This is a genomic window from Enterococcus italicus DSM 15952, assembly GCF_000185365.1.
In the GTDB taxonomy this organism is placed as follows: Bacteria; Bacillota; Bacilli; order Lactobacillales; family Enterococcaceae; genus Enterococcus_G; species Enterococcus_G italicus.
Genome location: NZ_GL622241.1, coordinates 1,131,273 through 1,154,277 on the forward strand (window position 1 = coordinate 1,131,273; position 23,005 = coordinate 1,154,277).

Below are 23,005 nucleotides of genomic sequence, written 5' to 3' on the forward strand. Positions count from 1 at the left end.
ATATTACAAATTCATTAAATTTCTTGAAATTTTTCTGATTGAATTGCACTTGTCATTTTGTTATGGCAGAATCTTTACTGTGCGAGATAAAATGAATTGAGGTGCAAAATGCAAATCTTTCGAAAAATTTTGGTAGGTGTATTTGCTATCGGTATAGTGATTGTGACTGCAGGAACAGTATATGCTGCTCACTTATTTCAGACAACCTCAGATACTTTTGATGAAATTACATCAGGCCGTATGTCTGATATGCGAAGTGAGGATGTCAGCATTGCTGATAGTGAACCATTTTCTATTTTGCTCATGGGTATTGATACTGGAGCATTAGGTAGGACAGAGCAAGGTCGTTCCGACAGTATGATGGTTGTTACTGTGAATCCAACAACCAAGCAATCAACTATAGTGAGCCTAGATCGTGATATTTTAACAAACATGGTTGGCTATGAACCAAATGGTACTGCCTATTTTGACAAGTTAAATCACGCCTATGCCTTTGGAAGTGTAGATATGGCGATGGATACAATAGAAACTCTGCTTGACATACCATTAGATCATTATGTTTCCATAAATATGGAGGGGTTAAGTGATTTAATAGATGCTGTAGGTGGTATAGAGGTTGATAATAAAATAGACTTTTCATTAGACGGCGTTCATGTGCCAATCGGTAAACAAACATTGAACGGTGAGACTGGGCTTGCCTATGCGCGTATGCGACATGAAGATCCTGATGGAGACATTGGTCGTCAAAAGAGGCAGCGCGAAGTTGTTGAGAAAATTTTGCGAAAAGTTCTTAGTATGGATAGTGTAACAAATTACCAAAAAATACTAAAAGCGGTTAAGAGTAATGTACTCACAGATTTATCATTTAATGAAATGTTGACGATAGGAAAAAATTATACTGCTGCATTTGATTCTGTAAAGAGTTATCAGCTGCAGGGTGAAAGTCAAACAATTAATGATGTTTACTATCAAATACTTGGTGTTAATGAATTGCTTTCAATTCAAAACACATTGAAAAAGCAATTGAATTTGACTGAAAGTGCGAAGCTAGTCATCAATCAAGATTTTTACTATTCTACGAACGGACTTTTAGGCGATCAGTTCTACGATGATACTGATTATACTAGTGCCTCGGAATACCCGTATGAATTTGGAGATAAGTCTTCTAACAACTCAACGACAGCAACCTCTGATTCAACATCGCAAGATTCTGAAGAAGTAGTAGATAATACGAATCAATAATAAAAAAGTGCTTGAATTCGTTCAAGCACTTTTTACTTTTCCACATAAAAATTTGCTAAAAAAATGTTTCACAGTGGAGTGCAGATTTTTTACGAAAAAATCAATGTTTATGCTATTTTCTAAACAGGTGGAGCGTAAGGTCTATTTTCTCGTGAAACATATACAAGAAAATTCTATGAAGATTTCTTAAAAAATGCTATTTTCCCTCCATATTCTTTTTTTTCTGCTAAAATGAAAAATGACGAAAGTAAGGAAGGAATTATCGAATGAAAAAGGGCAAGAAAAAACAACAGTCATCTTCAATGAAAGAAAAATTACTCCAGGCAAAAAACGGACCATTGATACGAAAAGGTCATATTCCATTTCGCTTAAATTTCTTGTTTCTTGTTATTTTTTTGTTATTTGTAATTTTAATCATTAGATTAGGTAATCTCCAAATCGTAAACAGTGAGAAGTGGTCAGAAGAAATTACATCTGGGACTGTAACGACGATTAAACAAAGTACGCCACGGGGGTCCATTTATGATGCAAAAGGGAACTTATTAGTGGGAAATCAAGCCAATGCGGCGATTACATTTACGAGAACATCGTCTATGGGTGCTGAAGATTTATTAGCTATCGCAACAAAATTGAATAAATATATTGATGTTACGGTTGATGATAGTTTAACTGAGCGTGATTTAAAAGATTTTTATTTGGCTCATACGAAAAATCTTGAAGCAGCACAAAAAAAATTAAGTGCCAAAGAGCAATTATTATCTAGTAGTGAACAGTACAGTAAAATGATTGAAAATGTATCTGAAGATCAGTTGAATTTTAGTGAGGAGCAATTAAAAATTGCATCTATCTTTACGCGCTTAAATGCAGGACAAAACTTGAAAACAACTTTTATTAAAAACGAAAATGTGACTGATGAAGAATTAGCAACAGTTGCAGAGCATGCCTCAGAACTTGCAGGCGTCTCGACGGGTACAGACTGGTCACGTCAAGTAAACACGACTAGTGACGCGCTGAAGAGTATTATTGGAACAGTTTCTACTTCTAAACAAGGATTACCCGCGGAAGAGGCTGAAGAATATCTGAAGAAAGGCTACTTTAGCAATGATCGTGTTGGAACTAGTTATTTAGAAAAACAATATGAATCGCAATTGCAAGGGACAAAATCTGAATACAAAGTAACGATGAATAACAAAGGGACAATCGAGAGTACCAAAGAAGTATCTGCCGGAAGTAAAGGCAGCAATTTAAAATTGACGATTGATTCAGCATTCCAAGAAAAATTGGATTCAATTGTTAAAACTAACTACCAACAATTAATTAATTCAGGAGCTGCACAATACTCAGATGGAATATACGCGGTAGCTATGAATCCTAAAACGGGTTCGATTTTAGGTATATCTGGGTACTACCATCAGGCTAACTCGAAAGAAATTCAACAAAATGCTATTGGCGTATTTCAGGCTGCGGTGGTACCTGGTTCGGCTATTAAGGCAGCGACAATCACGACAGGATGGGACAATAAGGTGATTAGTGGAAATCAAGTGATTTTAGATCAGCCCATCTATTTACAAGGTTCAGCTGCAAAAGCCTCAATTTTTAACCCGACAGGATCTAATAACCGATACATTAATGCCGCTAAAGCTTTAGAAATTTCTTCAAACTCATACATGATTCAGATTGCATTGAAATTAATGGGTATCAACTATCAAGGCGGCTATATCAGTATTCCAGCAATTAGTGATCAAACAAAAGCGTATGAAGAACTACGAGCTGGTTTTGCTCAATATGGTTTGGGTGTGAAGACAGGAGTTGATATTCCGAATGAGCAGACTGGTGAAAGTCCAGCCGTATCAACCTTATCAGAATCAAATGGCGATGGCGCAAAAGTCCTCGATTTAGCGTTTGGTCAGTTCGATACGTATACACCTTTGCAAATGGTACAATATATTTCTGCTATTGCTAATGGTGGTGAGCGAGTAGAGCCTCATTTTGTAGAAGGAGTCTACAATAATGACGAAAATGGGAATTTAGGTACATTAAAAGAAAGCATCGCAACCAAAGTGTTAAACAAAATTGATATTACTTCTGATGAATTGCAAATATTAAAAGATGGATTATATGATGTCGTTCACGGGACAGATGCATATACGACAGCGAGACCTTTAGCAAGTAGCAAAATGACCGTATCGGCTAAGACTGGTACTGCCGAAACAAGTATTACGACTGAATCGGGTCAACTAGTCGAGCTAAATAATCACAATGCAGTTGTATACGGACCTACGGATGATCCAGAGATTGCCATCGCAGTAATGGTACCAAAAATCAAACAAACAGATACCACTTATCCCAACTTAGTCATTTCTAAGCAGATTATGGATGCCTATTACGATATGTATATGGCAAAATGATTTTCTAAGCCACTGATAATTGACCAGATTCAAGTAATTTGGTATATATAAATCAGTGGCTTTTTTTTGTTGCTTTTTTTCTTAATTAGGGTATACTTTTGTATTTGTGAGAACTTGAATTGTGTTTATAAGGAGTAAACGAAAAATGACAACAGAATTCGAATTGAAGCTAAAAATGCTTCATGAGCAATATGGTAATTTGACTTTAGAAGAACGTAAAGCGATGAAGGAGTGTTTGAAAAAACGTTATCCTCTAACTTTTAGAAAAACGGAAAATCTAAAGCATGATATATTACGTTTGGAAACCAAACGTTGCCAACTTGAATTAGATCCTACTCATTATCAAGAGTTAGCTGAAGTTGAGAAAAGAGTATTAGAAAAGAAAGAGGCCTTCTTCAAATTATTAAATGAAGTGAAACAAAAAGAGAGTAGGAGATGATGCAATGGAAATCATTGAGCTATTGGTCATTATTGCCATAGCCATTACTTTCTCAAATGTATTTAGTAAAGTGGTACCGACCATTCCCATCTTTATTGCCCAAATTATTTTGGGTGTCTTGTTAGGTATGACAAAATTTGCAGAACTTATTTCATTCCAGCCAGAAATTTTTTTAATTATGATTATCGCACCGCTGCTCTTTCGTGAAGGGGAAGCGGCGGATGTACCAGAAATTCTTAAAAACTTCTCAATGATTCTATTTTTAGCATTTGGCTTAGTGATTGCTACACTGGTCGGTGTTGGGTTGACCTTAAAGACCTTGATTCCATCCATTCCACTTGCTGCTTGTTTTGCTTTTGGAGCGGCGTTGGGGCCGACAGATGCAGTCGCTGTAGGGTCACTGGCTAAGCGGCTTAAAATTCCGCCACGAGTCCTTCATATCTTAGAGGGTGAAGGGTTACTAAATGATGCTTCTGGTGTAACAGCCTTCCAGTTTGCCGTTGCGGCACTGGTTACTGGCTCGTTTTCGTTGTTTCATGCATCGGTCAGTTTAGTCATCTCTAGTCTTGGGGGTGCGCTGGCAGGTTTTGTGGTCGTCTGGGTGAAGAAAAAAGTGATTCGTATGATTGAGCGTGCCTCGGCCCAGGATGTTATCGTCTATCTTTTAATTGAATTATTGTTGCCTTTTGTGGCCTATCTATTAGCCGAAGTATTCCACTGTTCAGGAATTATTGCTGCGGTGGTAGCAGGTATCTTGCAATCGATGGGTTATCGAAAAATCACTTTATTTGATGCAGAATTAGCAAATGTTTCTGAGAGTACATGGAAGACGATTAGTTTTACGTTGAATTCCCTGGTATTTCTATTTTTAGGAATTGAACTTTCAGTGGTATTTTCGCCGATCTGGCTGAGTCAAGAGTATGCAAATATGCACTTGATTTTTACCATTCTATGTATCGCAATCATTTTATTTGTTATTCGTTTAGTCGGTATTTCATTCTTCTTTGGTGTATCAAAAGGATTTAAGAAATTGCCAACTGCGTTTAAAGAAATTTTGATCTTAACGTTCGGTGGGGTCAAAGGGACCGTCAGTTTAGCTGCGATTTTTATTTTACCAGTGACGGTTAACGGTGTGGAGTTTAGTCAGCGCCCATTGTTGTTATTTTTGACAGCTTGTGTCATTATGGTGAGTTTGCTTGGTGGGATGATTGCCTTACCTTTCTTATCTGAGGGGGAAGCAGAGAAGCCCATTGACCGCACTGAGGTGGCCATTCTTAATGAAGTAATCGAAAATCTATATTTGGATATTGAGACGCAATCCATGTCTGAACAAGAGGAGATAGCCATTGAGGCTGTCATTGATCATTATCACTCACGAGTGTGGGAATTGTATACAGAGTCAATGACTGAGTCCGAGCAACAAGAAGTTCAAGAGATTCAATCACTAATTCTATCAATCGAGCAAGACGGCTTAGATGAGGCGTATCGTAAAGGTGAAATTTCGATGAATGGGTATCGTCTGTATACACGCTTTTTAAAGCGTTATGAAACATCGATTCGTCGGCAAATTTTTTCGTTCATTAGCTTTTGGTTACTTTTTTGGCGAAGAATGTTAAGAATTACGATGCATCCTAAGCGCTTTTGGCAAAGTACGCGCCAAGATAGTCGTGTGACGATTATCCGTCGAGATATACATGATGTACAAAAGGTCTTTTTGCAAAATAATATTTTGGTTCAGCAAAGTTTGAAAACTTTGGAGGATTTATATGATCCGACGATCGTGCAATATTTTTCTCGTAGACGAGAAGATATGAAAAAGCAAATTCATCACGTTGACTTGCCATTTTCATTTATGGTTCAGCAAGAGCCAGCTTATGCGAAAAAAATTTTACGAGGGTATTACCTAGAGCGTAAAATTATTGAGGAATACGAAGTTGCAGATCGGGTATCGATGTTTGCGGCCAATGAATACCGTCAAAAAGTGAATCTATTAGAATCATATGCGTTAAGACAGTTACAAGATGTGTAAAAAAATCGTTCGCTCTCTTTTGATAGTGAAACGATTTTTTTTGTGTGTTAAAATAGCCAAGATAGGGAGGGAACTCTTTGAAGGAATTAAAAGTGAGTAATTTAAACAAAACATTTGGCGAAAAGACTCTTTTTCAAGACTTATCGTTTTTGATTCATGAAAAGGATCGCGTGGGTTTGATAGGTGTCAATGGAACAGGGAAGTCCAGCTTGCTACGTATATTGGCAGGAATCGATGCGGGTGATGGCGATCAACAGACCATTTTTGCAGCAAAAGATTATCGCATTGGCTTTTTGGCGCAGGAGACAGTCATTGATCCGTCGTTGACTGTACTGGATGCAGTGTTTCATGGGGAAAGTGAATTGGTGCAGACGGTCCGTGCGTACGAACAAGCATTGCTGGCTTTAAGTGAAGAAGGCGAAAGTCCGACGATCCAGGCCAATTATGCTCGGGCGGAACAAGTCATGAATGAAAAAGATGCGTGGCTTGCCGATACGAATGCCAAGAGTATTTTGCATCAGCTAGGCTTACATGACCTACAACAACGCGTGTCTGAATTATCTGGTGGTCAAAAGAAACGGCTTGGGCTCGCACAAGTATTAATCGATGAGCCGGACTTATTGCTATTAGATGAACCGACTAACCATCTGGACTATGAAGCCATCACGTGGTTGGAAAGTTATTTGGCACAATACAAGGGAGCTTTGATGATGGTGACCCATGATCGCTATTTTCTTGATCGAGTCGCCAATCGGATGTTTGAACTTAGTAATGGTGCGTTGACGGAGTATATAGGAAATTATGAAGCCTATGTTGCACAACGAGCCGAGCGTGATCGGGTGGCTCAAGAGCAAGAGACCAAGCGTGTTCAGCTTTATAAGCAAGAACTCGCTTGGATGAGAGCGGGTGCGAAGGCGCGCTCAACTAAGCAACAAGCACGCATTCAGCGTTTTGAGAATCTAGAGGAGAATCTGCATCAAGTTCAGTCGAAGGAGTCGATCGCGATTGATCTTGAAACCAAACGATTAGGGAAAAAGGTTATAGAATTAAAAGATGTCGACTTCTCTTATGAAAACAAAGCTATTTTACATGATTTTTCACTCCTTATAAAATCGAAAGAGCGGCTAGGTATTACTGGGGAAAATGGTGCAGGTAAGTCGACATTGCTTGCCATTATGAGTGGCGCTATTGAACCGCAAAGTGGTGTCGTGTCGATTGGTGAGACTGTCCGACTAGCTTATTATCAACAACAAGGTGGCGAGATGGATCCTGATAAACGGATGATTGCCTATTTACAAGAAGTGGCCGAACAAGTACGTCGGACGGATGGCACGTCAATTAGTGTGACCGAAATTTTGGAACAATTTCTGTTTCCGCGATACATGCACGGTACGAAAATTGGCAAGTTATCTGGTGGTGAACGACGACGGCTGTATCTCTTGCGTCTATTAATTGAGCAACCAAACGTTCTTTTACTTGATGAGCCGACCAATGACTTAGACATAGATACATTGACGGTGCTTGAAGATTACTTAGCTACCTTTGCTGGGGCGGTCATTACAGTTTCTCATGATCGATACTTTCTTGATAAAGTAGCCGAAAAGCTGTTGATTTTTAATGGACAAGCAATGATTGATACGTATTATGGCTCAATCAGAGAATATATCGAAAAGCAAAAAAGTGACGCTGCAGTAGTACAAGCGACAAAAACAGTCAAAGCAGTAGCGGAACCAATAACGAAAGAAAAGAAAAAGTTAACGTATCTGGAACAAAAAGAGTGGCAGACCATCGAAGAAGATATTGCTACGCTAGAAGAGACCATTGAGCAATTAAAAGAAGAGATGTTGCATCAAGGATCAGATTTTACTAAGCTACAAACGATTCAAACGACAATTGATCAATCTTCAGAGCAGCTGGAAGAAAAATACGCTCGTTGGGAATATTTAAGTGAGTTTAGTTAACTAAAAAGGAGACCAATATGGAACAAGCATACTTAGACTTAGGTCGTAAAATTTTAACCGAGGGAAACAGCAAATCAGATCGAACTGGTACTGGTACAAAAAGTATTTTCGGTCATCAGATGCGTTTTGATTTGTCAGAAGGTTTTCCTCTATTGACAACGAAGCGAGTGCCATTTGGTTTAATCAAAAGTGAATTGCTCTGGTTTATTAAAGGGGATACCAATATCCGCTACCTATTGCAGCATAATAACCATATTTGGGACGAATGGGCATTTGAAAAATATGTAGCGAGTGATTCTTATCATGGACCTGATATGACGAATTTTGGCCGAAGAAGCTTAGAGGACGATGCCTTCAACGAAGTGTACCAAAACGAATTGGCTCAGTTTTGTGAGCGAATTGTTAACGATGAGCGATTTGCTGATGAATTTGGAGATTTGGGGCATATCTATGGGTATCAGTGGCGCCATTGGGACACAGCGCAAGGTGGCTTTATTGATCAATTGCAAGATGTGATTCACCAAATTAAGCATACACCAGACTCTAGACGCATGATTGTATCTGCTTGGAATCCAGAAGATGTCCCAAGTATGGCTCTGCCACCCTGTCACACGATGTTTCAATTTTATGTTCATGAGGGGAAATTGAGTTGTCAGTTGTATCAACGTAGCGCAGATGTCTTTTTGGGCGTGCCATTTAATATTGCTAGCTACGCATTGTTGACGCATCTTATTGCCCATGAGACAAACTTACAAGTGGGCGAATTCGTCCATACACTGGGTGATGCTCATCTGTATATGAATCACTTTGACCAAATGACAGAGCAGCTGACTCGTTCAGTCAGACCAGCACCGAAGTTAGTATTAAACCCAGAGAAGCAATCAATTTTTGATTTTGATGTTGCGGATATTACACTTGAGGGATATGACCCACATCCGACAATTAAAGCACCGATTGCAGTATAGAAAAGGAGTATTGTCATGTTAGTAGCTTTATGGGCACAAGATGCAGATGGCTTGATTGGTAACCAAGGCACGTTACCGTGGCACTTGCCAAATGATTTGAAATTTTTTAAAGAACAAACAATGAATCACACGATTGTCATGGGGAGAAAAACTTTTGAAGGAATGGATGGCAAAGTCTTGCCAAAACGAACATCGATCGTCTTGACAAGTGACAAGGCCTACCAAGCCCCGGATGGCGTCATCGTGATGCATACTCGCCAAGAGGTATTGGATTATGTAGCAAAAACGAACGAGCCAGTCTTTTTAATCGGCGGATCTGGTGTATTTGAAAGCTTGTTAAGTGAGTGTACGGATCTCTATCGAACATGGATTGACCATCGTTTCTCTGGCGATGTCTATTTTCCGGAGCATGCGATTGATTGGAATGACTGGACACGGACGAAAGTCATTGAAGGAAAAGTAGACGAAGCGAATCCCTATCCGCACCGTTTTGAATTTTATCAACGAACTAAATAAAAAAGCGGATGTGAGAATTCAAAGAGGCTGAGAAAATTTTTCAGCTTTAAAAAAAGACCCTCACATTCAGAAGTTATTTCTCAAACTTTTGGATGTGAGGGTCTTTTTGGTGTAGTGGATCAATTAATCGCGCTGCTTTTAGTCAAGCTTAACAGAAAAAAATATAAAGAAACGGAATGCTCTCAGCTTTTGAATCAAGTAAAAAATAAAATGGAAAAATAAATAAAGCCAGCACCTGTCATGACAAAGAGATGCCAAATCACGTGCATAAAGCGGATATTTTTCAGACTGTAAAAGAAAGCTCCTAACGTATACGAGACGCCACCGAAAAATAACAATAAGGTTCCCGTTGTTCCAAGTGAATGGATGAGTTGAGGTGTTGCAAACACGCACAGCCATCCCATCACAATATAAATCAGGGTCGATACTTTTGAAACGGTCTGTTGCTTATGGAGGGTGAGGGACTTATAGACGATGCCTACTATCGCCATCAACCAAATAATTGAAAAGAGCGTCCAACCACGCCAACCGCCAATACTTAATAAGCAGTAGGGAGTGTAGCTTCCGGCAATCAAGAGATAGATCGAAGCATGATCGAAAACTTGAAAAACTTTTTTGGCTTTGGTGAAAATCAAGCTATGAAAAAGCGTCGAGAACAAAAAGAGTAAAATCATCATCGCGCCATATAAGGCGTATGAAACGACATGCATAGCAGAGTGCGCATGGGCTCCTTTGATTAATAGGATCACAAGTCCGGCAATGCTCAATCCTAAGCCGATACCATGCGTGCAAGCATTCAAAACTTCATTTAAGATCAGATAAGTTCGGGAATATTTTGGTGATTGCATAAAACCATCCTCTTCGTAGATCGTAATAAAATAGGTGAAAAAACAATAGTTGTCTGTTATACTGTTTTTATATAGTGCCTATCTGTAGTGTACACGAAAATAGGCTTTTTTTAAAGAGAGAGTGAACTTAGATGCGAAAAGTTAAAATTGTAACTGATTCATCTTGCACGATGGAAAAAACGACGCGCGATGAATTAGAAATTCATGTTGTTCCGTTATCGGTAATGATTGATGGCGTATTGTATACAGATGACGATCGTTTATCTGGCGAAAAATTTATGAGCATGATGAAAGAAGCCAAAGAATTACCAAAAACGAGTCAACCGCCAATCGGAAAATTCGTTGAATTATACGATGAACTAGGTGAGGACGGTAGTGAAATCTTGTCGATTCATATGACGACAGGTCTTAGCGGTACGGTCGAAGCGGCTAGACAGGCTAGTAATCTTTCTAAAAGCAAAGTGACTGTGGTCGAAACGAATATGACTGACCAAGGCTTGTCATTTCCAGTTATCCGAGCGGCACAACTGTCTAAAGAAGGCAAATCCTTAGAAGAAGTCTATGCGGAAATGGAAAATGTCTTGAAGCATACGCATTTGTTTATTGGGCTTTCTACCCTTGAAAATCTTGTAAAAGGTGGTAGAATCAGTCGAGCAACTGGGATTTTATCGAATTTATTGAATATGCGCGTGGTGATGGAATTTCGCAATTCTGAATTGGTGCCTGTCATCAAAGGGCGAGGGGCGAAGACCTTTAGTAAATGGTTCGATGAATTAAAAGACGAGTTAAAAAGTGTGCCAAATGTGAAGCAAATCGGAATCTCCTATGCAGGCGGATATGAGCAAGTCTTGAAATTCCGCGATGAACTAAAACAAATGTTCCCAGCGATGCATATACCCTTGCTGCAAACAACGCCGATTATTGCAACCCATACTGGTGAAGGTGCGTTTGCTGTTATGTACTACAGTGGAGAGTAACAACGTGAGATTATTTTTGATGTGAAAGTAAAAAGTGTATATTCGTATACACTTTTTTTGTTGAAAATATGCATTCAGGCAGAGTAGTCACATCACTTGCAATCTCTAGCAATTTTGGTAATGTAAGGAAACAGAGGTGAACGTATGAGTAAGAAAAAATCTCTCTTTGGATGGTTGTTTTTTTTCGTCTTTGTTACAGTGGTGGCTTTTTTAGCTACGAGTTGGTTGTTACCAAAGGAAACAACGAAACTTGAACAGGCGACAGCTGAAAAAGTCCAAGCAAGCAATCAAAAGACGAGTATTCACTATGTAGCAATTGGTGATTCTTTGACGCAAGGTGTAGGTGATGAGACACAACAGGGTGGTTTTGTTTCATTAGTGGCCGATAAACTAAAGGATCAGTATGGCCTAGCGACCGTCCATGCTCAAAATGAGGGTGTTGCTGGAGAGCGTAGTGATCAAATTTTAAAGCGAATCAATCAAGATGAAGCATTGCAAAAAGAAATTAGCGAGGCTGATTTTATTACCGCGACTTTTGGCGGTAATGACTTGTTAAAAGTAATTCAAAAAAATATCCTTTCTCTTTCAGTGAAAACGATTGAAAATTCCGAGGCCAGTTATCAAAAGAATAGCCTAGCGTTACTTGAGCGCATTCGGGAATTGAATCCGACTGCACCAGTCTATGTCTTAGGTATTTACAATCCATTTTATTTGAATTTTCCGGAAATCACAGCCCTACAGACCGTCGTCGATAATTGGAACGAGGCCACAGAGGAGGTTATTGATGACCAAAGCAATATGTACTTTATTCCAATCAATGATCTTTTATATAAGGGTGTGGATAATAAAGTCGGCATTACCAAGACTAGTGAATCAGAGACTTCATCAAGTAGTGAGACGACCAGTGATGAAACGAGTGTTACAGTGGAAAACAATGCCTTATATGAAGGGGATAAGTTTCATCCGAATGCGATTGGCTATCAACTGATGGCCAAAGCTGTGAAGGATAAATTAGTGAAAACGAAGTCCCATTGGCTAATAAAGGAGTAACCGATGAAGAAAACAAGAATCAGTCAAACCAATAAGAATCAAACGACGAGTAAATCATTTTCATTTAAAAAAATCAATGGCTGGATGGTCGCTTTTTTCGTTCTTTTAGGTGTCGTAGTAGGATCAGGAATTGTGGTTGCCAACCGCGTATTAGAGCCTAGAGAGGTGCTTACGAGCAACTCAGCCAAATTAGTCGAACGCGATGGCAGTCCCGTGGTCACGATTGAAAGTACGAAACAACAAGTGAACGAACTTATCGCCTTTTACCTTCAAGATTACAGTGAAAAATCTGGTTTAGACTACACTTTCACTTTGGAAAACCAAGCGTTGCTGAATGGGCAATTCAAAGTGTTAGGGATGCCGGTGAACTTTTATTTGTATTTTGACCCTTATGTCATGGAGAATGGTAATGTCCAACTAAAGGCGAAAAGTCTATCGATTGGGACGTTAGGCGTGCCAATTAAAGAAGTCATGAAATTGGTTAAGCGTAGCTACAAATTGCCTTCATGGATTGAAATCAAGCCGTCAGATGGCACGGTATTGATTCGATTGGATCAATTTCGCATGCAAAATGGCTTGTTTATCAAAGCTGAAAAAATTGATTTAGTTGACGATGAAATAAAGGCAAGTTTATACTTACCAGCATCGGATGAAAAATAGGAGGAATGAACAATGGAACAAGCAATATTTGCGGGTGGCTGTTTTTGGTGTATGGTGAAGCCATTTGATGAACACCCAGGAATTTATTCAGTCGTATCAGGTTACACAGGAGGACACGTACCTAATCCTACCTATGAGCAAGTCTGCACACATACGACAGGTCATACAGAAGCTGTCGAGATTGTATTTGACCCAGCAGTTATTAGCTATGAGGAGCTTGTGACGATTTATTGGCAGCAAACGGATCCGACCGATGCATTCGGTCAATTTCAAGATCGTGGTGACAACTATCGCCCAGTTATTTTTTATTTAAATGAAGAACAACGAGTTATCGCTGAAAGAAGCAAACAAGAGCTACAAGCGAGTGGACGTTATAGCCAGCCAATCGTGACTACGATTGAACCAGCTGCACCTTTTTATCCAGCTGAGATGTATCATCAAGCGTATTACAAAAAAAATCCAGCGAATTTTGCACGCAACCATGCCTTACGTGCGCAGTACTTAGAAGGAATTTGGGGCCATGACTAGAAGTTTTTACCATTATATTCTTACGTTGCGTGGAAATAATCCAGACGATGCGCTCCAAGTGCTTGCCCATGACATTGCTTGTGATCAACAATTTCCCAAGCAGAGTGAGGAGTACCATGAAATTTCTAGTTACTTGGAGATGAATGCTGATTATTTGTCAACGATGACTATCTTTGATCAGGCATGGGAGCTATACCTTGATCATAATCAAACGTAAGGCTAAGAGAAATTCGTTTCGCTAAACGATGAAACAAGTCGAGAACTTTTTATCTGTTTCGTGGCAAATGACAACAGACAGATAAGAAGTTCTCTTTTTCTTTTATTTCACGCGTGGTAGTATAGTAAAGAAGTCTGGTGTTGGGAGAGTGAATGGTATGGTTAAGAAGGTATCTTATCGGGTGTTTTTAGGATCGTTGGTCGCAACGGCAGGATTGTCTGCGGGTGGGATGTATGTTTATATGGATAACCAGGCTGAGCAAACGCAAGTCACGACTGAAAGTCAAGGGGAGCTTTCAAAGGTGCAGGCACTGTATGAGTTATTGCAGACGAGCTATTATCAAAAGGTCGACACTACGGCCTTAATTGACGGTGCATTAAAAGGGATGACCGATTCATTGGATGATCCTTATACCACATATCTAGAAAAATCAGATGCTAAAGATTTATCGCGGTCTTTAGCGGATAGTTTTGAAGGAATTGGTGCGAAGTTGACATTGGTGGATGGGGTACCGCAGATTGCACAGGCACCGATTAAGGGCAGTCCAGCTGAAGAAGGCGGCCTTCAAGCCGGCGATTTCATTCTTTCAGTGGATGGCAAGTCCACCTCGGGCCAAACACTGACCGAGGTCGTTAGCAGTATACGTGGAAAAAAAGGGACCGATGTTGTTTTGGTTTTACAACGAGATACCGAGCAATATACCGCGACCTTAACCAGAGATACGATTCCGATGACGACGGTCACAAGCGCTATCGATACAAAAAACCCAACGATCGGCAAGCTGTTTGTCAGCACCTTTGCAGAAAAAACAGCCTCAGAATTCAAAGAAGCCATTATTGCGTTGAGAAAACAAGGCGCGACACAATTTGTGATTGATTTAAGACAAAATCCAGGCGGACTACTCGATCAAGTGGAACAAATGGCAAGTATGTTTTTAAAAGATCAAGCTGTCATTTTACAGCTTGAGGATCGTTCTGGAACTAGTGAAAAAGTAGTCGCTTCAAGTGAACTCGATGAAGGATTTAAAGTGACAGAGCCGTCTGTTGTGTTAGTCGACAAAGGGAGTGCTTCAGCCTCTGAGATCTTTGCCGGAGCCGTAAGTGAATCGGCGGACGTCCCACTGGTTGGAACGAAGACTTTTGGTAAAGGAACAGTCCAAACCATTAGTCAATATTCTGATGGTAGTGAAGTCAAACTAACCATCAAGAAATGGCTGACACCTAAGAAAGAATGGATTCATGAAAAAGGTATTACCCCGAACTATGAAGTCGATTATCCGGCCTATGTCTATGCTACACCATTGCCGACAGATATAGAGATGGCATTAGGGCTTGAGTCCAGCAATGTAAAAAGCTTAAATACGTATTTAGCTGGGTTGGGTTACAAAACGAGTGGCGACAAGTACACAGAGGAAACCCAAGCGGCTGTAAAAGACATTCAGAAGAAAAAGCAACTGACAGTGACCGGCATCGTGGACAAGAAAACAGCCGAAGCAATCTCACAAGCTGCAGCGGATCAATTAAAAACAAACGATGACATGATGAACAAAGCGATTGACGTATTAAAGAACGAATAGAAAGGAGAATCTGATAATGAAATGGCCAGTGAAAGTAGATCGGTTTTGGTTCTATTTTAAATTTAGTTTGTTAGCATTAGCCATTGCGCTTGTTATCAGAGGATTCTTACTCATTCCGATTCAAGTTGAAGGGAAGTCCATGCAGTTGACGCTTAAAAAAAATGACTGGGTGGTCGTAGAAAATGTTACGACGATTCACCGCTTTGATATTGTAGTCTTTCGCTTAGCTGATGGAGATACGTATATTAAGCGCGTGATAGGTTTACCGGGTGAATCGATTGCCTATGTCGATGATCAACTGTATGTCGATGGGAAAAAGATAGACGAACCTTACTTAGCAGAAAATCAAGAAAAGATTCACGATCAAAATCCTTATACGAATAACTTTTCGTTGAACGATTTATTAGATGTGAAAAAATTAGGAAAAGATAGTTATTTTGTGATGGGGGATAATCGGCGAGTTTCCAAAGACAGTCGCTCATTTGGCGCTGTGTCTGCTGACGATATTATTGGCAAGGCAGTCTTTGTCTATTATCCACTCCCTGATATAAAATGGGTACATTAGGAGGAACATACATGGCAATTCAATGGTTTCCAGGGCATATGGCCAAAGCCAGAAGAGAAGTAGGAGAAAAAATAAAGTTTGTTGATTTGGTATTTGAATTGGTGGATGCTCGTTTACCACTTTCATCTCGAAACCCAATGCTCGATCAAATTGTGCAACACAAGCCACGCGTTGTTCTATTAAATAAGGCTGACTTAGCAGATGAGAGTCAGACAAGAAAATGGCAGGCGTATTTTGAATCACTAGGGTATGAAACATTGGCTTGTAATGCCAAAGAAACCAATACCACCAAAGCAGTCTTGGCGAAAGCCAAACGGACATTAAAAGAAAAACGAGCACGTGATTTGGAGCGAGGCATCCAAGCACGCGCCATTCGAGCGATGGTATTGGGTATTCCTAACGTAGGGAAATCGACGATCATGAATCGCTTGGTAGGGAAAAAGATTGCCCAAACTGGTAACAAGCCAGGGGTCACCAAAGGGCAGCAATGGCTAAGGGTCGGTAATGAATTGGAGTTATTGGATACCCCAGGGATATTATGGCCTAAATTTGAGGACCAAGAAATCGGTAAAAAATTAGCGTTAACAGGTGCGATTAAAGATCAATTGCTCCATCTAGATGATATAGCCTTATATGGGCTGGAGTTCTTTACTACCTACTATCCTGGCCGTATTAGTCAACGCTATGGTTTGAAGATAGAGGATGAGCAATTGCCGGTACCAGACTTACTGATGAGTGTGACAAAGAAAATGGGCTTAAGAGAAGATTATGAACGGGCGAGTGAGCGCTTTTTATTAGAAGTTCGTCAAGGGAAGCTGGGTCGATTTACGCTAGATCGAGCAGATGAACAAGAAAGTGAGTCCCATGATGAAGCAATCGATTGAGCAAATCAAACAATACTTTCAAGATCATCCGTTACTTACTGATGATAAGCTAGCTGAACTCGCAAACGATGAACGCAAAGGTGTTCAAACACTTCTTTCTCGTTATAATAAAGAACAAGCTAAAAAGCAAGCACTAGTTGATCGCTTCGAGCGGATGTCGGAATTTGAAAAAATCGCTTGGAGCAAAGGTGCCCAAGCGGTGGCAGGGATTGATGAGGTAGGTCGGGGACCATTAGCTGGGCCAGTCGTCGCTGCTGCTGTGATCTTACCGCCAGCTAGGCAATTCTTAGGGCTAAATGACTCAAAGCAAGTGCCAGAAGCGCAACGTGAAGCACTCTTTCAAGCAATTAGCGAGCAAGCGATTGCGATTGGCATTGGTATTATTTCCCCACAGTGCATAGATGAAGTGAATATTTATGAAGCAAGTAAGTTAGCGATGATGGAGGCGATTGAACACTTGTCAACTCCTGCTGATTACTTGTTAATTGATGCCATGACACTGCCAATCAATCTTCCTCAAGAGAAGTTAATTAAAGGCGATGCACGCTCAAATTCAATCGCAGCAGCCAGTATCATCGCTAAAGTCACGCGTGACCGGATGATGAAGCAATACGCTATCGAGTATCCAGGCTATGACTTTGAGCATAATGCTGGCTATGGTACCGCGAAACATCTTGCAGGATTAAAAGCTAATGGGATTACGCCAATCCATCGTAAAAGCTTCGCACCAGTCAAAAATTATTGTTAACATTCTCCATTTTGCGTAGTTATTTATGAATAATTATGTGAAAAGGAGTTTTTTTGATGAAACGGACACTTTCGCTTGAAAGAAAATTATTATTTAAGTTGGCTTTGTGTGAAGGGATTGGATTAGTAGGAAAGAGTCGGATTTTTAATATAGCTCAAGAATTAGAGACGACAGAGTTTACGATACAAGAATTATGTCAAATAGCGCAACTGACAAAAAGCAAGCAAACATTCCAGGCAAGCTGGTCGCGACTAACAGATGAGTGGGTGGACGAACAAGCACGCAACCAGCCCTTTATTACTATTCTTGATAATGTGTACCCAAATCAACTGAAACAAATGGCGTATCCGCCACAAGTTTTGTTTTATGAAGGACGTTTGGACCTGTTGAATCATCAGCGTTTACTGGGATTTGTCGGTGCACGTGCAGCCACTTCCTATGCGTATAAAGTGGTCCACTCCTTATTACCGCCGTTGATTGATGCCAATAATGTCATTGTGAGTGGCTTAGCTAAAGGTGTGGATCAATGGAGCCATCAAGCGACAATTGCTGGCGGAGGACATACAATCGGCGTGATTGGTACAGGTTTAGATTACTGTTATCCTAGAGAGGCATTTCCGATCTTTTCAGAGATGAAAAAGCATCATTTAGTCATCAGTGAATACCCTGTCGGTACACCACCAAGAAAACATCATTTTCCAATGCGTAATCGGATCATTGCTGGATTAGCAGATGCCGTAGTAGTTATTGAAGCAAAAGAACGCAGTGGCGCACTTATTACTGCTCAATTGGCGATGGAATTTGGTCGTGATGTCTTTGCTGTGCCAGGAGATATTTTATCGGGCCAATCACAAGGCTGTCATCAACTAATTTTAGATGGTGCGGTTTGTATGACAGATAGTAAAATGCTGCTCGATGAAGTCCGATTTTTCCGAGAAAAAGCAGAATGAACAGAAAAAAACAATGGCGCTATTCTTGACAAACAGATTTCTAATGGATATGATAGGCTACGATTTATCGCTATGAGCAAGTGGTCCATTATATAGTAGAAATTTTTTATGGGAAGGAGCCATTTTTTTATGGCATATAAGTACTTAGTCATTGTAGAATCACCAGCTAAAGCCAAAACAATCGAAAAATATCTCGGTAGAAACTATAAAGTCGTAGCTAGTGTCGGACATATTCGTGACTTACCTAAAAGTAAAATGGGGATTGATGTGGAGAACAACTACGAGCCTCATTACATTTCGATTCGTGGTAAGGGAGATATCATCAAAAATCTGCGAAGCGCAGCTAAAAAAGCACAAAAAGTCTATCTCGCAAGTGACCCGGATAGAGAAGGGGAAGCCATTGCTTGGCATTTGGCGTTTTTGCTCGGCTTGGATTTGAATGATAAAAATCGGGTAGTATTCAATGAAATTACGAAAGATGCTGTAAAAGCAGCCTTTAAAGAGCCTCGCTCCATAAATTTAAATCTTGTTGACGCACAACAAGCGCGTCGGGTGCTGGATCGTTTGGTAGGGTATTCAATTAGCCCAATCTTATGGAAAAAAGTCAAAAAAGGCTTGAGTGCTGGTCGGGTACAGTCTGTAGCGTTAAAAATGATTATCGACCGCGAGAAAGAGATTCGGAAATTTGAACCAGAAGAATATTGGAGCATTGACGGTAATTTTAAAAAAGAAAAGAAAAAATTTAAAGCGAACTTTTGGGGTGTGGATGGCAAGAAGCGTAAACTAAGCACAGCTGCGGATGTGAAAGAAGTGACGCAAAAAATCACCTCTAAAGACTACGACGTTACCAAAGTTGAAAAACAAGAGCGCAAACGCAATCCAGCAGCACCGTTTACGACAAGTAGTATGCAACAAGAAGCAGCTCGTAAGTTGAATTTCCGGACGAGAAAGACCATGATGGTAGCACAACAACTCTATGAAGGAATTGCATTAGGAAAACAAGGGACTGTCGGCTTGATTACTTATATGCGTACCGATTCTAAGCGTATCGCGGACTCAGCGAAACAAGAAGCAGCGACTTTTATTGAAGAAACGTATGGCAGTGAATACGCAGCACACTCAAATAAGGCGATCAAAAATGCGCAAGGTGCACAAGATGCCCATGAAGCTATTCGACCAACAAGCGCACTCCGGACACCTGAGCAAATGGAAACATATTTAGACAAGGATCAAATGAAATTGTATCGGTTAATTTGGTCACGTTTTGTGGCTAGTCAAATGAAACCAGCAATTTTGGACACAATGAAGGTGACGCTTGTTCAAAATGGTGTGACGTTTATTGCCAATGGTTCTAAAATAAAATTCCACGGATTTATGAAAGTCTATGTCGAAGGACGAGACGATGGCAAAGAAGACAAAGAAAATATTTTGCCAGAGTTGCTCGAAGGAGACAAGGTTCAATCTGTTGATATCGAGCCAAAACAACACTTTACCCAACCACCGGCCCGATTTAGTGAAGCGACATTGATTCGTACATTGGAAGAAAATGGTGTCGGTCGACCATCGACCTATGCACCAACTTTGGATACCATTCAACGACGTTACTATGTCAAATTAGCTCAAAAGCGCTTTGAACCAACTGAACTTGGCGAAATTGTAAATGGGCTAATTGAGGAATTTTTCCCACGTATTGTAGACAGTCATTTTACGGCTGAGATGGAAAAAGACTTAGATAGTGTGGAAGAAGGCAAGGAGCAATGGATCAAAGTTGTAGATCGTTTCTATCGACCGTTTGAGACAGAGTTAACCAAAGCCGAAGAAGGTATTGAAAAAATTCAGATCAAGGATGAACCGGCAGGATTTGACTGTGAACTATGTGGGCATCCGATGGTCATTAAATTAGGCAAATATGGTAAATTTTACGCTTGTAGTAATTTCCCAGATTGCCGTAATACAAAACCAATCATCAAAGAGATTGGAGTGGAATGTCCAGTCTGTCACCAAGGTCAAGTAGTTGAGCGGAAATCTAAGAAGAACCGAATTTTCTATGGTTGTAGCAATTACCCGACGTGTGAATTTACGTCATGGGATAAACCAGTGGGGCGTTCTTGTCCAAAATGTGACCATTATTTAGTTGAGAAAAAAGTGAAGGGCGGCAAGCAAGTCATCTGTCCTGAAGGGGATTATGAAGAAGCAGTCCAAAAATAGAAAGTATGAGGAGTTATCTATGGAAAGTGTAAATGTTATTGGAGCCGGACTGGCTGGAAGTGAAGCTGCATGGCAAGTAGCCCAAGCAGGTGTACCTGTGCGCTTATATGAAATGCGCCCAGTGAAGTCAACAGAGGCTCATCATACAGCAAATTTTGCGGAATTGGTTTGTTCCAATTCTTTACGTGGCAATAGCCTAGCAAATGCGGTCGGTGTTTTGAAAGAAGAGATGCGTCGTTTACATTCGGTCGTAATTACTTCAGCCGATCAAACAGCTGTGCCAGCTGGCGGAGCGTTAGCTGTGGACCGCGATTCATTTTCTGAATTGATTACTAAACGCGTCAAAGATCATCCGCTAGTGACCGTCATTAGTGAGGAAATTACTGAGATTCCAGCAGGCTTAACGATTATCGCGACTGGCCCACTAACTTCAGCACCACTAGCCCAAGCAATTCGTGAGTTTAACGGATCGGATGGATTTTATTTTTATGATGCGGCGGCACCTATCATAGACAAAAACTCCATCGACATGAATAAAGTCTACTTGAAGTCAAGATATGATAAAGGGGAAGCTGCTTACTTAAATTGTCCAATGACCAAAGAAGAGTTCGAGGCTTTTCGTGAGGAACTCATTCATGCGGAAGTGGCACCTTTAAAAGAATTTGAAAAGGAAAAATATTTTGAAGGCTGTATGCCAATCGAAGTGATGGCTAACCGTGGTCCGAAAACAATGTTATTTGGACCAATGAAACCGGTTGGATTGGAAGATCCTAAGACAGGCAAACGGCCATATGCTGTCATTCAATTACGACAAGATAATGCGGTGGCTTCACTGTATAATATCGTTGGCTTCCAAACACACTTGAAATGGGGCGAACAAAAGCGGGTCTTTCGCATGATTCCGGGCTTAGAAAATGCCGAAATCGTTCGCTATGGCGTGATGCATCGCAATAGTTTTATGAATGCACCTGAATTGTTGCAACAAACGTATCAATCTCGTTTGCGGGATGACTTGTTCTTTGCTGGTCAAATGACAGGAGTCGAAGGATATGTAGAAAGTGCAGCGAGTGGACTAGTAGCTGGGATGAATGCTGCTCGTCTTGCTAAAGGGCAAGAGCCGATTATTTTTCCACAAGAGACAGCAATTGGTTCAATGGCGTATTACATTACGCATGCTTCTGGCAAACATTTCCAACCGATGAATGCCAACTTTGGTCTATTTCCTGAATTACCAGAGCGGATTCGCGACAAAAAAGGTCGTTATGAAGCATTGGCTAATCGGGCATTGACTGCATTAGAAGAAGTAACAAAAGAAATAACGGCTACAAATCCTACTTGGGCGATGCATGACGATAGGAGTGTAGAGCAATGACAAAACTTGATTTTGTCGGTCAAGATTATTTATTTGATTTTGGAGAAAACGCAAAGTATTAATTATATTTTGAGAATGAAGACGAGTTAACTGTGACAGTTGTAGAAGATGCGAATTATGCTGCACGAACGGTGAATCACTTTAAGCCACAAATCACCCATTTACAAGATACGTTGTATTTGATTACTTGGGTAGAAGAAGATACAGGCAATACAGTGACGCATATCGATGCTTTTGTTCGTGGTATTTCTTATACGAACATCACAGATTTGGCTCCAAAAAGTTTTTGGTGACTAAAAGGTTTGATCACAAAGGAAACTAGTATCGTTCATCACTACAGGAATTGTTTTAAATTCAAAAATAACCACAGGAATCGCTTCCTGTGGTTATTTTTTATTTTTTGATACTCCTTGTCATGGAACGTGGCTTAAGCTATGATGACTATATAGAGAGGACTGGGATGCACGATGATCGAACAACTAATGAATTCGCTTAACCAACTGACTGATACTGCGAGATATGGTGCGTATGCTATTTTGCTAGTGACCGCTTTGATACTTTTTTCGCTCATATTGATGCCGTTTATGTATCTTTACAATCGGCTGACCGACAAAAATCAATCGAATGTGTTGGCGCAAAAAGATTATGTTATTGGGGAATTGACGGAAAGAATTAGTGGAGATTCCTTTGGGGAAGTACGTGAAATCGGAAGTGGGGATGCATCGAGTGTCTATCCAGCACGATTCTATAGAGAAGAAGATCGACAAAAGCAACAAGGCTTGCCAGTTGGAACCAAAGTACTAATTATTGATTTTGATCAAGCTGGTGTGGCATTGGTAGTAAAAGCAACTAATTATTAAGG

General features: G+C 40.3%; 21 protein-coding genes and 1 pseudogene. 21 read left to right on the plus strand and 1 reads right to left on the minus strand.

Translation table 11 applies throughout. The annotated features are described in order from the left end of the window. The first annotated feature begins 108 nt into the window (after positions 1–108). The 7 genes from HMPREF9088_RS05340 to HMPREF9088_RS05370 all read left to right on the plus strand — a co-directional run bounded on the left by HMPREF9088_RS05340 (position 109) and on the right by HMPREF9088_RS05370 (position 9,560). Positions 109–1,242 carry an LCP family glycopolymer transferase gene (locus HMPREF9088_RS05340; protein ID WP_007208138.1) on the plus strand — a complete coding sequence of 378 codons (1,134 nt, stop codon included), beginning with the start codon at positions 109–111 and terminating at the stop codon, positions 1,240–1,242. A gap of 266 nt (positions 1,243–1,508) precedes the next feature. Next, positions 1,509–3,650 (plus strand): peptidoglycan D,D-transpeptidase FtsI family protein, encoded by a 2,142-nt coding sequence (locus tag HMPREF9088_RS05345; RefSeq protein ID WP_007208139.1) that lies wholly within the window; start codon positions 1,509–1,511, stop codon positions 3,648–3,650. A gap of 145 nt (positions 3,651–3,795) precedes the next feature. Then, positions 3,796–4,089 carry a hypothetical protein gene (locus tag HMPREF9088_RS05350; protein WP_007208140.1) on the plus strand — a complete coding sequence of 98 codons (294 nt, stop codon included), beginning with the start codon at positions 3,796–3,798 and terminating at the stop codon, positions 4,087–4,089. Positions 4,090–4,093: 4 nt separating this feature from the next. Next, on the plus strand, positions 4,094–6,118 hold the full coding sequence (locus tag HMPREF9088_RS05355; RefSeq protein WP_007208141.1) for a cation:proton antiporter: 2,025 nt from the start codon (positions 4,094–4,096) through the stop codon (positions 6,116–6,118). A 77-nt stretch (positions 6,119–6,195) separates the two neighbouring features. After that, on the plus strand, positions 6,196–8,079 hold the full coding sequence (locus HMPREF9088_RS05360) for an ABC-F family ATP-binding cassette domain-containing protein (RefSeq protein ID WP_007208142.1): 1,884 nt from the start codon (positions 6,196–6,198) through the stop codon (positions 8,077–8,079). Positions 8,080–8,096: 17 nt separating this feature from the next. Beyond that, complete coding sequence (locus HMPREF9088_RS05365) at positions 8,097–9,044, plus strand: thymidylate synthase (RefSeq protein ID WP_007208143.1); 948 nt, start codon at positions 8,097–8,099, stop codon at positions 9,042–9,044. A gap of 15 nt (positions 9,045–9,059) precedes the next feature. Next, on the plus strand, positions 9,060–9,560 hold the full coding sequence (locus tag HMPREF9088_RS05370; RefSeq protein ID WP_007208144.1) for a dihydrofolate reductase: 501 nt from the start codon (positions 9,060–9,062) through the stop codon (positions 9,558–9,560). A gap of 194 nt (positions 9,561–9,754) precedes the next feature. On the opposite strand, the gene trhA is transcribed toward HMPREF9088_RS05370, so the two are convergent. Next, positions 9,755–10,408, minus strand: a complete 654-nt coding sequence (trhA, locus tag HMPREF9088_RS05375) for a PAQR family membrane homeostasis protein TrhA (protein ID WP_007208145.1) — start codon at positions 10,406–10,408, stop codon at positions 9,755–9,757. A 131-nt stretch (positions 10,409–10,539) separates the two neighbouring features. Between trhA and HMPREF9088_RS05380 the strand changes: the two genes are divergently transcribed. The 14 genes and pseudogenes from HMPREF9088_RS05380 (at position 10,540) to HMPREF9088_RS05445 (ending at position 23,003) form a co-directional block, all read left to right on the plus strand. After that, on the plus strand, positions 10,540–11,385 hold the full coding sequence (locus tag HMPREF9088_RS05380) for a DegV family protein (protein WP_040366493.1): 846 nt from the start codon (positions 10,540–10,542) through the stop codon (positions 11,383–11,385). A 144-nt stretch (positions 11,386–11,529) separates the two neighbouring features. Further along, the gene (locus HMPREF9088_RS05385) at positions 11,530–12,435 is read left to right on the plus strand and encodes an SGNH/GDSL hydrolase family protein (RefSeq protein WP_007208147.1); all 906 of its coding nucleotides are present in this window, start codon (positions 11,530–11,532) and stop codon (positions 12,433–12,435) included. A gap of 3 nt (positions 12,436–12,438) precedes the next feature. Then, positions 12,439–13,095, plus strand: a complete 657-nt coding sequence (locus tag HMPREF9088_RS05390; protein ID WP_007208148.1) for a YpmS family protein — start codon at positions 12,439–12,441, stop codon at positions 13,093–13,095. Positions 13,096–13,107: 12 nt separating this feature from the next. Next, on the plus strand, positions 13,108–13,623 hold the full coding sequence (gene msrA / locus HMPREF9088_RS05395; RefSeq protein WP_007208149.1) for a peptide-methionine (S)-S-oxide reductase MsrA: 516 nt from the start codon (positions 13,108–13,110) through the stop codon (positions 13,621–13,623). After that, positions 13,616–13,840 (plus strand): YozE family protein, encoded by a 225-nt coding sequence (locus HMPREF9088_RS05400; protein ID WP_007208150.1) that lies wholly within the window; start codon positions 13,616–13,618, stop codon positions 13,838–13,840. The genes msrA and HMPREF9088_RS05400 overlap by 8 nt, the downstream gene beginning before the upstream one ends. 157 nt (positions 13,841–13,997) lie before the next feature. Beyond that, positions 13,998–15,416, plus strand: coding sequence for a S41 family peptidase (locus tag HMPREF9088_RS05405; RefSeq protein ID WP_040366494.1), 1,419 nt, complete (start codon positions 13,998–14,000; stop codon positions 15,414–15,416). 16 nt (positions 15,417–15,432) lie between these two features. After that, positions 15,433–15,981 (plus strand): signal peptidase I, encoded by a 549-nt coding sequence (gene lepB / locus HMPREF9088_RS05410; RefSeq protein WP_007208152.1) that lies wholly within the window; start codon positions 15,433–15,435, stop codon positions 15,979–15,981. An 11-nt stretch (positions 15,982–15,992) separates the two neighbouring features. Beyond that, positions 15,993–16,865, plus strand: a complete 873-nt coding sequence (gene ylqF / locus HMPREF9088_RS05415) for a ribosome biogenesis GTPase YlqF (protein ID WP_040366496.1) — start codon at positions 15,993–15,995, stop codon at positions 16,863–16,865. After that, positions 16,849–17,613 (plus strand): ribonuclease HII, encoded by a 765-nt coding sequence (locus tag HMPREF9088_RS05420; protein WP_040367290.1) that lies wholly within the window; start codon positions 16,849–16,851, stop codon positions 17,611–17,613. Before ylqF ends, HMPREF9088_RS05420 begins: the two co-directional genes overlap by 17 nt. Positions 17,614–17,669: 56 nt before the next feature. After that, a complete protein-coding gene (gene dprA / locus HMPREF9088_RS05425; RefSeq protein WP_007208155.1) occupies positions 17,670–18,563 on the plus strand; it encodes a DNA-processing protein DprA in 894 nt (297 codons plus the stop codon). A gap of 129 nt (positions 18,564–18,692) precedes the next feature. Next, on the plus strand, positions 18,693–20,771 hold the full coding sequence (topA, locus tag HMPREF9088_RS05430) for a type I DNA topoisomerase (RefSeq protein ID WP_040366499.1): 2,079 nt from the start codon (positions 18,693–18,695) through the stop codon (positions 20,769–20,771). Positions 20,772–20,790: 19 nt separating this feature from the next. Further along, the gene (gene trmFO / locus HMPREF9088_RS05435; protein ID WP_040366500.1) at positions 20,791–22,143 is read left to right on the plus strand and encodes an FADH(2)-oxidizing methylenetetrahydrofolate--tRNA-(uracil(54)-C(5))-methyltransferase TrmFO; all 1,353 of its coding nucleotides are present in this window, start codon (positions 20,791–20,793) and stop codon (positions 22,141–22,143) included. Between the two features lie 77 nt (positions 22,144–22,220). Next, positions 22,221–22,436: pseudogene (locus tag HMPREF9088_RS05440) on the plus strand (MoaF-related domain-containing protein); the annotation flags it as partial. 174 nt (positions 22,437–22,610) lie between these two features. Then, positions 22,611–23,003: a hypothetical protein gene (locus HMPREF9088_RS05445; protein WP_007208159.1), complete on the plus strand. Its 393-nt coding sequence runs from the start codon at positions 22,611–22,613 to the stop codon at positions 23,001–23,003. Positions 23,004–23,005 lie beyond the last annotated feature (2 nt).